At 36.2% G+C, this 13651-nt stretch carries 13 protein-coding genes; 10 read left to right on the forward strand and 3 right to left on the reverse strand.

The genetic code is table 11. The annotated features are described in order from the left end of the window. Nucleotides 1–11 precede the first annotated feature (11 nt). The 3 genes from pfkB to J7E16_RS01915 form a co-directional block, all read right to left on the reverse strand. A complete protein-coding gene (gene pfkB, locus J7E16_RS01905) occupies nucleotides 12–926 on the reverse strand; it encodes a 1-phosphofructokinase (RefSeq protein ID WP_214888091.1) in 915 nt (304 codons plus the stop codon). Beyond that, on the reverse strand, nucleotides 923–1675 hold the full coding sequence (locus J7E16_RS01910) for a DeoR/GlpR family DNA-binding transcription regulator (protein ID WP_214888093.1): 753 nt from the start codon (nucleotides 1673–1675) through the stop codon (nucleotides 923–925). The genes pfkB and J7E16_RS01910 overlap by 4 nt, the downstream gene beginning before the upstream one ends. A gap of 243 nt (nucleotides 1676–1918) precedes the next feature. Continuing rightward, nucleotides 1919–2668, reverse strand: coding sequence for a peptidylprolyl isomerase (locus tag J7E16_RS01915; RefSeq protein ID WP_214888095.1), 750 nt, complete (start codon nucleotides 2666–2668; stop codon nucleotides 1919–1921). Nucleotides 2669–3097: 429 nt separating this feature from the next. Between J7E16_RS01915 and obgE the strand changes: the two genes are divergently transcribed. The 10 genes from obgE to dprA all read left to right on the forward strand — a co-directional run bounded on the left by obgE (nucleotide 3098) and on the right by dprA (nucleotide 13445). Continuing rightward, nucleotides 3098–4405 carry a GTPase ObgE gene (obgE, locus tag J7E16_RS01920; RefSeq protein WP_214888831.1) on the forward strand — a complete coding sequence of 436 codons (1308 nt, stop codon included), beginning with the start codon at nucleotides 3098–3100 and terminating at the stop codon, nucleotides 4403–4405. Between the two features lie 159 nt (nucleotides 4406–4564). After that, nucleotides 4565–5503 carry a ribonuclease Z gene (gene rnz, locus J7E16_RS01925; RefSeq protein ID WP_214888097.1) on the forward strand — a complete coding sequence of 313 codons (939 nt, stop codon included), beginning with the start codon at nucleotides 4565–4567 and terminating at the stop codon, nucleotides 5501–5503. A 21-nt stretch (nucleotides 5504–5524) separates the two neighbouring features. After that, a complete protein-coding gene (locus tag J7E16_RS01930; protein ID WP_214888100.1) occupies nucleotides 5525–6328 on the forward strand; it encodes an SDR family NAD(P)-dependent oxidoreductase in 804 nt (267 codons plus the stop codon). Between the two features lie 85 nt (nucleotides 6329–6413). Beyond that, nucleotides 6414–6839 (forward strand): LapA family protein, encoded by a 426-nt coding sequence (locus J7E16_RS01935; protein ID WP_214888101.1) that lies wholly within the window; start codon nucleotides 6414–6416, stop codon nucleotides 6837–6839. A gap of 223 nt (nucleotides 6840–7062) precedes the next feature. After that, entirely contained in the window at nucleotides 7063–7656 is a 594-nt protein-coding gene (locus J7E16_RS01940; RefSeq protein ID WP_214888104.1) for a DUF1836 domain-containing protein, read from the forward strand. 2 nt (nucleotides 7657–7658) lie between these two features. Then, nucleotides 7659–8525, forward strand: a complete 867-nt coding sequence (locus tag J7E16_RS01945) for a DegV family protein (protein WP_034548735.1) — start codon at nucleotides 7659–7661, stop codon at nucleotides 8523–8525. A gap of 196 nt (nucleotides 8526–8721) precedes the next feature. Then, a complete protein-coding gene (locus J7E16_RS01950) occupies nucleotides 8722–9018 on the forward strand; it encodes a single-stranded DNA exonuclease RecJ (protein ID WP_214888107.1) in 297 nt (98 codons plus the stop codon). Between the two features lie 783 nt (nucleotides 9019–9801). After that, a complete protein-coding gene (gene recJ / locus J7E16_RS01955) occupies nucleotides 9802–11883 on the forward strand; it encodes a single-stranded-DNA-specific exonuclease RecJ (RefSeq protein ID WP_214888109.1) in 2082 nt (693 codons plus the stop codon). Nucleotides 11884–11906: 23 nt separating this feature from the next. After that, nucleotides 11907–12419, forward strand: a complete 513-nt coding sequence (locus tag J7E16_RS01960) for an adenine phosphoribosyltransferase (protein ID WP_214888112.1) — start codon at nucleotides 11907–11909, stop codon at nucleotides 12417–12419. Nucleotides 12420–12575: 156 nt separating this feature from the next. After that, complete coding sequence (gene dprA, locus J7E16_RS01965) at nucleotides 12576–13445, forward strand: DNA-processing protein DprA (RefSeq protein ID WP_214888114.1); 870 nt, start codon at nucleotides 12576–12578, stop codon at nucleotides 13443–13445. Nucleotides 13446–13651 lie beyond the last annotated feature (206 nt).

A 13651-nucleotide genomic window follows, 5' to 3' on the forward strand; every position in this document is an offset into this window, starting at 1 on the left:
CTCCTATTTTATCAAGTGATTTCTGTTACTATAACTTCTTTTAATAAGTTTTCTATTTCAGAACGAGTTGCTAGATCATCAGAAAAAGCGGTGGCACTTCCAGTAGCAACACTTTTTTTGAAAGCTTTTAGCGGATCTTTAGTGTCAACTAACGCTCCAATAAAACCAGCGACCATAGAATCTCCAGCTCCCACTGAATTTTTCACGATCCCTTTAGGAACAGTTGCTCGGTAAACTTTTTCCCCGGTGAAGAATAAAGCTCCATCACCAGCCATTGAAACAAGTGCATGTTGGGCACCTAAAGCAAGAAGTTTTTTCCCATAAGGAATAGATTCCTCAACTGATCCAATCGCAACACCAAAAAGATCAGCTAACTCATGGTGGTTTGGTTTCACTAACAACGGTTTATGTGCTAATGCATTCAATAATTCTGTACCTGCAGTATCGATCACAAAATTTGCTTTTTTTGAAACAATTTTCGCAATCATTTTTTGATAAAAATCTTCAGGTAAAGAAGGGGGTTTGTTTCCGGAAAAAATAATAATATCCTCAGCTGTCATTAACTCTATTTGATCCATTAATTGATCTGCTTCCGATTTTGTAATGACCGGACCTTGAGCGTTTAATTCAGTCTCAGTATCCGACTTTAATTTAACATTGATACGTGTATCGCCTTCAATAGAAACGAATTGTGTATGGACGCCTTCTTTTTCTAACCAGTCAGAAATGAAATTTCCAGTGAAGCCGCCTAGAAAGCCTAAAGCTGTTGACGGTTGGTTGATGTGGTTTAAGACGCGAGAAACATTGATTCCTTTGCCTCCGGGAAGTTTTAAATCTTTATCCATCCGATTCAATGCGCCTAATTGCACAGAAGAGACATGAACAATGTAGTCGATCGATGGATTTAGTGTTACGGTATATATCATGATTTTGCCTCCAATATGGTTGTATTATTAAAATAACTTTGATGATTTTTATCTGTTAGATGATCTGTAATAATCAAAGCATCTTCGATATTACAAACCTTTACAAAAGTAACTTTATCAAATTTTGTTTTGTCAGCTAAAACATACACTTTTGAGCTGTTCATCACAGCTTGCTGTTTAACTGAAGCTTCTTCTGGATCAGGAGTGGTAAACCCAAAATCTCTATCCACGCCATTCATACCTAAAAAAGATTTCGTAAAGCGGTAGCGAGCTAATTGTTCGATACTTGCAGCTCCAATAATGGCTTGGGTAGTATTTTTTAACTTTCCACCAATTAATGAAACGTCATTGTTTTGATCTGAAAGCAGAAGAGCATGCTGAACTGCATTCGTTACAATGCGTATCTTTTTTTCCTTTAAAAAAGGTACCATAAAAAAAGTTGTTGATCCGGCATCCAAAAAAATAGTATCCCCATCTTCAACAAAAGAGGCTGCCAATTCCGCAATTTTTTTCTTGTTTTGGATGTTTTTGATTGATTTCTCATTAAGCGTTTGTTCTTGTTCCACAGTATAAACTCTTTTAGCGCCGCCGTGCACACGTATAAGTTTTCCTTGTTCTTCCAGCGAAGCCAGATCGCGTCGGATCGTGGACTCTGAACAATCCATTTCTAACATGAGTTCTTGAGACTTAATCACTCCATAATGATCCAATTTTTCTGTTATGAAGTTGTAACGTTCTTCGGTAAGCATGTCATCCCTCCAATAGCGTTACTTTACCACCAAAACCAGTCAAAAGCAATCAAATATAAACCGATTTCATTGTTTTTTAACGTTTTTTTTAAAAAAACAATTGCAATGAGCAGATAATTGATGTATACCAATTCACATCAGAGTAAATTATGTTTGAACAGTTAACTAATGACAAAAAAAGAAAAGAAATCATTTCGATTTCTTTTCTAGTGTGAGCTGCTTTCAATTGTTTTTTAAGAAAGCTCAATCTATTACTTCAATAGATTCAATTTTGACTTTTTGTACTGGTTTGTCGAGCGAATCCGTTTCAACTTCGCTTATTGCATCAACGACGTCCATGCCTTCGATCACTTGACCAAAAACGGTATAGAGTTGATCTAGTGAAGGGTAGCCACCTGTAGTATAAGCATTGATTATTTTATCTGGCGTCTTAGAAGGATCAGCTAATGCACTGACATCTGATGGATTTTGAACGATATAGAATTGGCTCCCTATCGAAACAGGGGCATTCGTTTTAGCCATAGCTAAAGCGCCACGTATATGGAATAGTTGAGAAGAGATTTCTGTTTCGAATGGTTCCCCCCAGATACTTTCACCACCAGTGCCATCTCCGGTAGGATCACCGCCTTGGATCATAAAATTAGTTAAGATGCGGTGGAAAGTTGTCTCATCATAATAGCCTTCATCACTATGGGTAAGAAAATTTTCTACTGCCTTTGGAGCCAAATCAGGGAATACCTTGGCTCGAATAGTCCCTAAAGTTGTAATGATTTTAATTTCTATTTCATTTTCATTCACTTCTTTAGTGAGTTGGGGCAAATCTATTTGGTCTTCATCAAGCGAAGGCGTTTGAGTCAGCGAACTTTCAGGAGAAAACATCGTTGTGAAACTTGCTCCGGTACTTTTTGACAGTGTGTGGACTCCAAAAACCATTAAACCTATTACGATGATAAATAATGTAGCCCCAATTATATAACCTTTATTCCTCTTCATGATACACATCCTTATATTGGTTAAACTGACTAGCTTAATAATAAAAATTAACTCTTCTATATAAAAGTCGAATGATATAGAAAAAGTTCCTTTTAAATCTTACTACAAATGAGAGATGAATTAAATAGTTAAAATGAAATGATGGGATAATGAGTACAGATATTTTTTTTTTTGCTTTATTGACCATTATTGTGATAATATCCTCATTAAAAATGGACAAACGAATAAAATAAACGTACAATAGATAATGGACTAAATTTGATTACACTGATATGTATTTCATTTTTAGAGGATATGTGATAATTGGCTTTCTTATTTACATCATTGGAACAAATGTAATATTGAGATGAAGCGCCAGATCCATTGTGTAACCTAGAAAATAACTAAATCTCATACATTTAAAAAATGAGGAGGAAAATAAAAATGTCAATGTTCTTAGATCAAGTAACAATTAATGTAAAGGCCGGCGATGGCGGTAACGGAATGGTCGCTTTCCGTCGTGAAAAATTCGTACCAGATGGTGGTCCTGCTGGTGGAGATGGTGGCAGAGGTGGAGATGTCGTTTTTATCGTAGACGAAGGTTTACGTACATTAATGGATTTCCGTTTTAATCGTCATTTTAAAGCAGAACACGGTGAAAATGGTATGAGTAAAAACATGCATGGAAGAGGAGCAGGGGACAATATTATTAAAGTGCCTCCTGGTACAACGATCAAAGAAGCAGAAACAGGAAAGCTTTTAGGTGATTTAGTTCATCATGGCCACAGACTTGTTGTTGCTAAAGGTGGACGTGGCGGACGTGGAAATAGCCGTTTTGCTACGCCTAGAAATCCAGCTCCAGAAATTGCCGAAAATGGTGAACCAGGAGAAGAATATAAAATCGATATGGAATTAAAAGTTTTAGCTGATGTAGGATTAGTTGGATTTCCCTCTGTAGGAAAATCTACTTTGCTTTCAGTTGTATCTGCAGCTCGTCCTAAAATTGGAGCCTACCATTTTACAACGTTAGTCCCTAATTTAGGTATGGTTCAATCACCAGATGGACGTAGTTTTGTTATGGCTGATTTACCAGGATTAATTGAAGGAGCTTCGCAAGGAATTGGTTTAGGAACGCAATTCTTGCGCCATATTGAACGTACTCGTGTCATATTACATGTGATAGACATGAGTGGTAGTGAAGGCCGTGATCCGTTTGATGATTATATGGCTATCAATAACGAGTTGGAAACACACAATCTTCGTTTAATGGAGCGTCCACAAATTATTGTTGCAAATAAAATGGATATGCCTGACGCAGAAGAAAATTTGATTGCTTTCAAAGAAAAAATAAAAGCTCTTAAAAAAGATGAATATGAAGAAGATCTTCAAATTTTCGCTATCTCAGCTGTAACACATCAAGGAACGCAAAACTTATTGAACGCTACAGCCGATGTATTAGACGTGACCTCAGAATTTCCATTATATGAATTGGATCAAGAAGAGGAAACCGTTATGTATAAACATACTGCTGAAGAAAAAGGGTACGAAATTACCAGAGATTCTGATGCTACATGGGTATTGAGTGGAGAAAAACTTGAGAAATTATTCAAGATGACGAATTTTGATCATGATGCTTCAGTATTAAGATTTGCTCGTCAGTTAAGAACGATGGGAATAGATGAAGAAATGCGTGAGCGCGGAGCTAAAGATGGAGACTTAGTCCGTATCATGAAATATGAATTCGAATTTGTCGAATAGAACGTAATCAAAACGTCCAAGCAATCACCAAATAGATTGCTTGGACGTTTTTTTAACTCATTATCGCTTATTCAGTGAATATTTGTTAAAATAAATAGATTAGATGAATACGGGGTTTTGCTCGTATGAATGATACTTAAATGGTTAGGACAGGATAAAATGGAATTATTATTTTTAGGGACAGGTTCAGGTGTCCCAGCTAAACAACGAAACGTAACCAGCATTGCTTTAAAATTATTAGAAGAACGAAATACGATCTGGCTTTTTGATTGTGGTGAAGCTACGCAACAACAAATACTCCACACGACTTTAAAGCCGCGTAAGGTAGATAAAATTTTTATTACTCATTTACACGGGGATCATATTTTTGGATTACCTGGTTTTTTAAGTAGTCGATCTTTCCAAGGAGGAGATGGCCCTTTAACGATTTATGGTCCTGTGGGGATCAAAAACTACGTAATGACTTCTCTAAAAATATCAGGAACCGTTTTAAAATACTCTTTGCGTTTTCATGAAATACAAGAAGAGGGCATTTTATTTGAAGATGAGCACTTCAAAGTGATTTGTCGCAAATTAAAACATGGTATCCAATCCTTTGGTTACCGAATCGAAGAAGCCGATCATCAAGGAACACTGCAAGCCGACAAGTTAAAAGAGGCGGGAATACCATTTGGCCCGTTATTCGGAAAATTAAAACAAGGAAAAACAATCACTTTGGAAGATGGCCGAGTATTCAATGGCAACGATTTTATTGGAGAAACTCAAAAAGGCCGTATTGTGACAATTTTGGGCGACACTAAGAAAACAAAAAATTGCATACTACTTGCCGAGAATGCTTCTGTTTTGGTTCATGAAAGTACATTTGATGGAACGAATCGTAAGATGGCAAGAGACTATAATCATTCCACAAATCTAGATGCGGCTGAAGTGGCTAAAGAAGCCAATGTCGGCAGGCTGTTGCTAACTCATATCAGCGCTCGTTATTTAGGCAGAGATATTTATTTATTAGAAAAAGAAGCTAAAAAAATATTCCCTAATACTAAAGTCGTGAATGACTTTGATGAAATCGATATCCCACTTATTAGAACGGATAAATAAAACAAATAAAAGGAGTTCAGTATGAAAAAAAATTTAGTTACACTTACCGATAAAGTTGTTTTTATTACAGGTGCTTCAACAGGATTAGGAGAACAAATAGCCTATGAAGCTGCAAAAAAAGGTGCTGTTGTGATACTAAGTGCTAGAAGAGCAGATTTACTTTTGCATGTCAAAGCAACATGCGAAAAGTATTCAGGTAAAAAAGCCTACGCTTTCCCTATGGACGTTTCAGATCCTGAACAAGTCAAGCAAGTGATCACAGAGATTTATCAAACAGTTGGTGTAGTCGATGTCCTTGTCAATAATGCCGGTTTTGGACATTTTGAAGAAGCGTTGACATTTGATATGGATATAGCTGAAAGAATGTTTCGCGTGAATGTTTTAGGCTTGATGTACGTGACACAATTAGTAGCTGTTGAAATGGCTGAGCGACACCAAGGTCATATTATCAATATCGCTTCTCAAGCAGGAAAGATGGCAACGCCAAAATCATCTATTTACTCTGCAAGTAAATTTGCAGTGATTGGTTATTCAAATGCTTTGCGTTTGGAATTAAAACCTTTGAACATTTTTGTAACAACTGTAAATCCAGGTCCTATTGAGACAAACTTTTTTGGTATCGCTGACGAAAGCGGAACTTATTTAGAAAAAGTGGGTAATTATGTATTGGATGCTGAAATTGTAGCTGATCGTATCGTTGCATTAATGGGTACAGCTAGAAGAGAATTGAATATGCCTGCACTTCTAGAAGTCGCTGGAAAATTTTATATGCTTTTCCCTCGAATCGGAGATTACTTAGCTGGAAATCTATTTAACAATAAATAATAGGGTCGAGTATCTTTCATAGTTTTTACAAGTGGCAATATGTTAAAATAGAGTTATAAAAATATCGAAAGGAGATTCATAAGTTATGAAAAGACAATGGGGAACGATATTAGCAATTATTCTTATTGCAGTTGTAGCTTTTTTTGCTGTTATCAATGTTGATTCAGTTCCAGTTAATTTTGGTTTTGGAGTAGTAGCTTGGCCTTTGATCATGATCATTTTAGGGTCACTATTAGTCGGAGCTTTAGCGACAGTTTTAATTTCTATGGGTACTACTTATAAAAATAAAAAAGAACTAAAGAATACAAAAAAAGAGTTAGAAAATGCTGAAAATAAAAAAGAAGAAGCATTAGCACAAATCAGAACCGAATATGATGAAAAGCTAACTCAAAAAGACCTTATCATCCGTGAACAAACAGATAAAATCAGTAGTCTAGAAAAAGAATTAGTCAATCGAATGACTCAACCAACGGTCAACGCTGCAAATCAGCCGAATGATTCTTTAAAATAAAAACAAATCAACTGATAACTATCAGTCACTTTACTTATAAAAGACTGAAAGAAAAAAGAATAAACTTCAGGGTTTATTCTTTTTTCTTTCAAAATGTATTCGTTCTCTTTTTTGAGACGTTTATTTTATGGGTTAGACAATCTAGTTTATAAAACTAGATTGTCTAGTGAATATAATTGTGTTAAACTATATACGATAGAAAATAGATAAAAAAGGTGATTATATGCATAAAATCAAGGAAGATTTATTAGATTGGTCAAATGAGATAAGCGAATATACTTTCCCCAGATGGGAAGAATTACCAGACTTTGATCTTTATATGGATCAAGTTTTAAATTTAATTGAACGCTATTTGGCTATTTTTAAAGTTGGTGATCAAAAACAGATCATTACTTCTTCTATGATCAACAATTATGTTAAATTGGGATTGATCCCTCCACCCATAAAGAAAAAATACACTAAGAAGCATTTAGCGTATTTGATCGCGATTTCCATTTTAAAACAAGTTGTGACGATCTCTGAAGTAAAAGAAGGCATTCTTTATCAGGCTTCAATAAGCGGTATTAGAGAGGCCTATGACTTGTTTTGTACTGAGCAAGAATACGCGTTAAGAGCAATTGCTTCTCATATAAAACAGGAAGATAGAAAACCCTTGTTGCCAGATAATACAAATAATACTACCTTCATCGTTCGAACAGCTACGATAGCAGTAGCTACAAAAATTGTCACTGAAAAAGTGATTTCTATAGCTCAAAAACAAAAAGAAGAAATAGAAAAAGAAAAGAAAAAAAATAAAACCAAAAAGTTGGAGGAATAAATATGAACAAACAAAAGATAGGCTTTTTAGTTGATTCTGGATCAGATGTTCCCTTAGAGATCCTTGAAAAAGCAAATATGAAAGTGATCCCTTTAAAAATCATTTATAAAGATAAAGAATATACCGATAAAGTGGATATCCATGCTCAAGATGTTTATGATCGTCTAGATGAAGAAATCCCTAAAACATCCTTACCAAGTGGAGAAATCATTAGTGAACTTTTGCAAGAATTTAAAAATGAAGGTTATGAAAAAGTAATCGCGATCACTATTTCGAGTGGACTAAGCGGTACGAATAACATGGTACGTTTAATGGCTGAAAATGTTAAAGAGTTAGATGTCTTTACTTTAGATACTAAAAATATTGGAGTCGGCAGTGGTCTTTTAGCTGTAAAAGCGGCTGATTATGTTGAAAAAGAGCTGGATTGGGAAGTCATCAAAGAAAAATTACAAGATGATGTAAAAAAATCAAAAATGTTTTTTCATGTTCCAACTTTAGAATATTTACAAAAAGGCGGCCGTATCGGATTAGTGTCATCTATCCTAGGAAATGTTTTGAATTTAAAACCGGTCATTTCTTGTAACGAAAACGGCATCTATTATACGGCTGCAAAAGTACGCGGAAACAAAAAGAGTATTCAAAAAGCAATCGATTTAGCAACTGAATTTGCTGGGGATGCCAAAAAATACCACTTAGCGATTGCATTTGGTGGTAAAACAGCTGAAGCACAATTAGATGATATACGAGCAGACCTTAAAAAGGCATTGCCAAATTTTGTTGAAATTTTTGAAGATCAAGTCAGCCCAGCTTTAGGAGTTCATACGGGCCCAGGCTTAATTGGGATCGGTATTCAAATTATTGAAGATTAAAAATTGACTTTATAAGTGGATCAAGAGATTGAAACTTTTATGTTTCAATCTCTTTTTGCTGTTTAAATAGGTTCTTGTAACGCTAAGGGCAAATGCTGCTGTTTATCTGATTCTTTTTATGGAGTATCTTAATTAGAATATAACTATAACTACAAGTATAATTTTGCTATAATGATTCAGTTAGGAGTGATGAAATTTGTTGAAATCACGTACAAAATGGAAATTAAATGAACGCATAGCTGATCAGGAAAAAGTAATAGACTTAAGTAATACTTTAAGTTTATCTCCTTTGTTTATTGAGCTGTGTCTACAAAGAGGACTTGATTCCAAAGAAAAAATAGAACGTTTTATGCAGCCTGATGAAACATGGATCCATGATCCTTATTTGATGTACGATATGGAAAGTGCGGTATCTCGTATCACTGAAGCAGTTGAGCAGGATGAACAAATCACTATTTACGGCGATTATGATGCAGGTGCGATACGTTCATAAGTGAAAAGCTTGTGCACCTGTCTTTGGTTTAACAAAGACAGGGAGAACTGATTAAATGAAAGCTGGAATGAGAGCGTAACGTCTTGAAACGGTTTCCCTAATCCTCCGATATGCTTTTGAAAGGTAAATAATCAACAGTATAAAGCTCGGTGAAGTCAGCTGAAAGAAGCCGTAGATAAGATAGATTCTTATACGAAAAAAGTCCAGAGGTGGATGTTGCTTCCTATAGGCTGGGGGTCTTATAAATGATCTATGGTTAGAATGTTCCTTAACTAGGAACTGACGAATCTTCGAATGTACGAGTCGATACGTAAGCGGTGTAGAAATGCAGCGCCAGGATTGCGCCAAAAGTCGATCCTCTTTGCATGTGGTAGAGTAAAAATCTGACGTTATGAAATACCATATTATCTTATAGGGATGATCAAGTGCAACGGCCCATAGAAGAAACCTAAGGATCTATAGAACAAGATAATTTAATTGGAACGTATGAAGCTTAGAATGCGGATGCTTTTACCGGCAGATGAAACAGTTTAGACGAAAAGCTCGTGAGAGTATAATAAGCTAATTTATCTAAGTGAAAGTAGAGCCATAGTACCAATGAAACTGTGATAACAAGCAGTCGAGGGAGGGGCTCAAGTCGGTTTATGAATGGTTATTTACGCTAATTTCCCAGCAATTATACTTTCTTTATTGCAGATTATTTATAGCGGACATTCTAAAACGATGGAACGCCGTGTGAGGTGAAAGTCTCACGCACGGTGTGGAGTGGGGGAAAACCTGAAGATGACTTCAAAAGGTTACCTATCACTATATGGTGTTACAAGTACGGCCGTTTTAAAAGAAACGATTGAAATGATAGGGGGAGAAGTCAACTACTATATCCCTAATCGTTTCACAGATGGATATGGACCGAATACAAAAGCCTTTGAGCGTTTGATTGAACAAGGGACACAACTTATTGTAACGTGTGATAACGGTGTCGCTGGACATGCTGCGATAGAACGAGCAAAAGTTCTAGGAATAGATGTTATTGTAACCGATCATCATGAATTGCCAAAAACATTACCTGCTGCATATGCTGTGATCCATCCCAGACATCCAAAAGGTTCGTATCCGTTTGGAGAATTAGCTGGAGTTGGTGTCGCATTTAAGTTGGCAACGGCTTTATTAGGAGAAGTACCCGTTGAATTATTGGATCTGGTTGCATTAGGTACTGTTGCCGATCTGGTCTCGTTAACGGATGAAAATAGAGCATTAGTCATGCAGGGGTTAGTCGTTTTGAAAAATACGCAACGCATTGGCTTAACGGCTTTATTTAAATTAGCAAAAATCAAACGAGAAGAGATCGATGAAGAAACAATCGGGTTTATCATAGGACCGCGTCTGAATGCCGTGGGACGTTTAGGTGACGCAGCTCCGGCTGTAGAATTATTGACTACTTTTGATGATGATAAAGCCCTTTCCTTAGCACAGTTCGTTCAAGAAAAGAACACCGAACGACAAGCTTATGTTTCTGCCATAACAAATGAAGCTTTTCAGATGATCGAGGATTTAGATGCCGACTCAGACGTGTATGTTTTAGCAAAAGAAGATTGGCATGAAGGTGTACTAGGCATCGTTGCGAGTAAAATCGTGGGCAAGACTGGAAAACCGACTCTTGTCATGACGATCGATAAAGCTAAAGGTCTGGCAAAAGGCTCTGGAAGAAGCATACCAGCATTCCATTTATATAATGCTTTGGATAGTGCTCGTCAACTCACAACTACATTCGGCGGACACCACATGGCTGCTGGTTTAACCATTCCTTTAGAAAATATCGAAAGTATCCAAAATGAACTGAATCACTATGCTGCTGCAACGGGTCTTTCAGAAGAGCTGAGCGAAGAAACACCAGTAGATGGACAACTTAAGCTAACAGAAGCCACTGTTGAGGTCGTTGAGGAACTAAATCGATTAGCTCCTTTTGGTACAGCGAATCGTAAACCAACTTTTCTCTTCAAAAATATGACAGCTCAAGATATTCGCCAGATTGGTGGCGATCAAACCCACTTAAAGATGAAACTTGTTGAAGAAAAAGCCTTTTTAGATGTCATCGGTTTTCAATTTGGTTCTATTGCGGATGAAATAGGGTCACATTCAGAGGTTTCTGTCGTTGGAAAATTAGCCATAAATGAGTGGAATGGGTCACGTAAGACGCAGTTGATGCTAGAAGATTTAGCGATTGAAGGAGTTCAAGTTTTTGATTCTAGAAGCACTAATATTCCTGCAGCATTGTGGAACACAGCTCACGCTGATTTCATCTTTTTTGACCAATTGAATTTTGAAAAATACAATCATCTTTTACCAGATACCAGTTATAGTCATCACTTACTGGATGATGAAGCTCTAGCTCAGTTTGCAATGAAAACAACGCAACTGATTTTTATAGACTGTCCTTCTGATAGTGAATGGGTCAAAATTTTATTAAATGGAGCAAATCCAGAAAAAATCATTGCTTGTTTTTATAGTCGTGAAGAGCTTTATTTAAATGGGATGCCGAGTCGAAACCAATTTGGCCAAGTTTTTAAATATACAGCTGCACATGTCGATATTGATGTTCGAAATAAATTGAATTTATTGGCAACGCATTTAAAAATAAAAAAAAATAATTTGATTTTTATTATTTCAGTGTTTTTAGAGATAGGATTTGTTACAATGACAGATGGTGTGATGAATGTTACTAAGGATGTTGAAAAAAGAGAGTTGACCCAAGCGACAACCTATCAAAAACGACTAAAACAAATTCAAGCTGAAAATTTTTTTGTTTACAGTCATTTTTCTGAGTTAGAAGATTGGATGAAACAACAAGCAATTGCAACATCTTAAAATTGAATGGAGGAAAATTTTCAATGGATTTAAAAAAATATATCGCTGATGTCCCAGATTATCCAGAAAAGGGGATCGTCTTTCGTGACATTTCGCCTTTAATGGCGGATGGAGCGGCTTACAGCTTTGCTACGAATGAAATAGTAAAATATGCAAAAGACAAAGGCGTTGAAATGATCGTTGGACCTGAAGCACGCGGATTTATTGTGGGCTGTCCTGTTGCCTATGAATTAGGGATCGGATTTGCACCTGCACGTAAAAAAGGAAAATTGCCTCGTAAAACAATCGAAGTGACTTATGGTTTAGAATATGGTGAAGATACGTTACAGATCCATCAAGATGCTATCAAACCTGGGCAAAAAGTTCTTGTTTGTGATGATTTATTAGCAACAGGCGGAACGATCGCTGCAACAATCGAATTGATCGAAAAACTAGGCGGAGAAGTCGTTGGTACTGCTTTTCTAGTTGAACTAAAGGATTTATACGGTCGTGACAGAATTAAGGGCTATGACGTTTTAGCTTTAATGGAGTTCTAATAAAAATTCTATATCTAATCGATCAATGATTGAAAAAATAATTTAAGGCTCTGGAAGATTAATCTTCTAGAGCCTTTTTTAATATCTTTTTGTTTAATTTGCGGACTTTAACTTTAGCATACTAACTGATTTTGCAATGATAAAGGAGAGTGTAAAATGCAAACAACAAATCTTGATCAACTATTATTTCACTTAACATTATGTAAAGGAATTGGGGCCACCAGTCGTATTCGTATGCTCTCATCACTGATAGATGATCCTCGCTTAACGGCTCACGATTTAGCAAAATGTGCCCAATTAAATTCGGCAAATAAAAAACTATTTTTAGATAGTTTTGCGGCTATTAGAATAGAAGAAAGCCTGGATGAGTACCAAAAGAAACAAATCAAATGGGTATCGATTCTGGATAAGTCTTATCCAGAGTATTTAAAACATATTTATAATCCGCCGGCATTATTGTTTTATCAAGGAAATCTCACCCTCCTAACTGGTAATTTGCTAGCAATCGTAGGATCCCGCTTAAACAGCACATACGGCGAAGAAGCCTTAGCACTTTTGTTACCAGAATTGATTACTAACAATATCATCACTGTTAGTGGTTTAGCTAAAGGGATCGATCAGAAGGCCCACAAAAAAACAATTGAATTAGGCGGCCGAACAATAGCTGTTATAGGGACAGGACTAGATCAGTTTTATCCTTTTGAAAATGAAAAGCTGCAAAGAGATATTGCTAAGAATCATTTGCTTATTTCAGAATACCCTCTAGGGACCAAACCGTTAAAACAGCATTTTCCTATGAGAAATCGTATTATTGCAGGTCTTTCCTTAGGCACATTAGTCATTGAGGCTAAGTATCGCAGCGGCAGTTTGATTACAGCTAATCTAGCGCTTCAAGAAGGACGTGAAGTTTTTGCAGTACCTGGAAATATTACGAATCCTTATTCAGAAGGAACGAATGATCTAATTTTACATGGCGCAAAAAGTGTCTTGACTGCTGAGCATATCTTAGAAGAATTGAATCGTTAAAAGCTTAAAAAAGCAACTTCGAGGAAACAGTCGAACTGTTCTTTTGAAGTTTTTTTTCGTATGAAACTATAAAAAGCTAAAAAATGGGAAAGTAAAGGGTTCCAAGGGAGAATTTCGTTTTTTTTCTTCTATTTATATGCTATTTTTCTATCCCAAAATAAATAAGGATGGTTGACAAAGTGCCTAAAGATAGCATAAGATGATAA

The sequence above is a fragment of the Carnobacterium sp. ISL-102 genome, assembly GCF_018612935.1.
Lineage (GTDB): Bacteria > Bacillota > Bacilli > Lactobacillales > Carnobacteriaceae > Carnobacterium_B > Carnobacterium_B alterfunditum.

Bases quoted from the DNA above. Each gene is read 5' to 3' on its own strand.
- recJ (WP_214888109.1), top strand. From the start codon at position 9,802: ATGACTTCAAAAGGTTACCTATCACTATATGGTGTTACAAGTACGGCC.
- J7E16_RS01960 (WP_214888112.1), top strand. From the start codon at position 11,907: ATGGATTTAAAAAAATATATCGCTGATGTCCCAGATTATCCAGAAAAG.
- J7E16_RS01915 (WP_214888095.1), bottom strand. From the start codon at position 2,668: ATGAAGAGGAATAAAGGTTATATAATTGGGGCTACATTATTTATCATC.
- J7E16_RS01945 (WP_034548735.1), top strand. From the start codon at position 7,659: ATGAACAAACAAAAGATAGGCTTTTTAGTTGATTCTGGATCAGATGTT.
- J7E16_RS01940 (WP_214888104.1), top strand. From the start codon at position 7,063: ATGCATAAAATCAAGGAAGATTTATTAGATTGGTCAAATGAGATAAGC.
- J7E16_RS01910 (WP_214888093.1), bottom strand. From the start codon at position 1,675: ATGCTTACCGAAGAACGTTACAACTTCATAACAGAAAAATTGGATCAT.
- pfkB (WP_214888091.1), bottom strand. From the start codon at position 926: ATGATATATACCGTAACACTAAATCCATCGATCGACTACATTGTTCAT.
- rnz (WP_214888097.1), top strand. From the start codon at position 4,565: ATGGAATTATTATTTTTAGGGACAGGTTCAGGTGTCCCAGCTAAACAA.
- J7E16_RS01930 (WP_214888100.1), top strand. From the start codon at position 5,525: ATGAAAAAAAATTTAGTTACACTTACCGATAAAGTTGTTTTTATTACA.
- obgE (WP_214888831.1), top strand. From the start codon at position 3,098: ATGTTCTTAGATCAAGTAACAATTAATGTAAAGGCCGGCGATGGCGGT.
- J7E16_RS01935 (WP_214888101.1), top strand. From the start codon at position 6,414: ATGAAAAGACAATGGGGAACGATATTAGCAATTATTCTTATTGCAGTT.
- dprA (WP_214888114.1), top strand. From the start codon at position 12,576: ATGCAAACAACAAATCTTGATCAACTATTATTTCACTTAACATTATGT.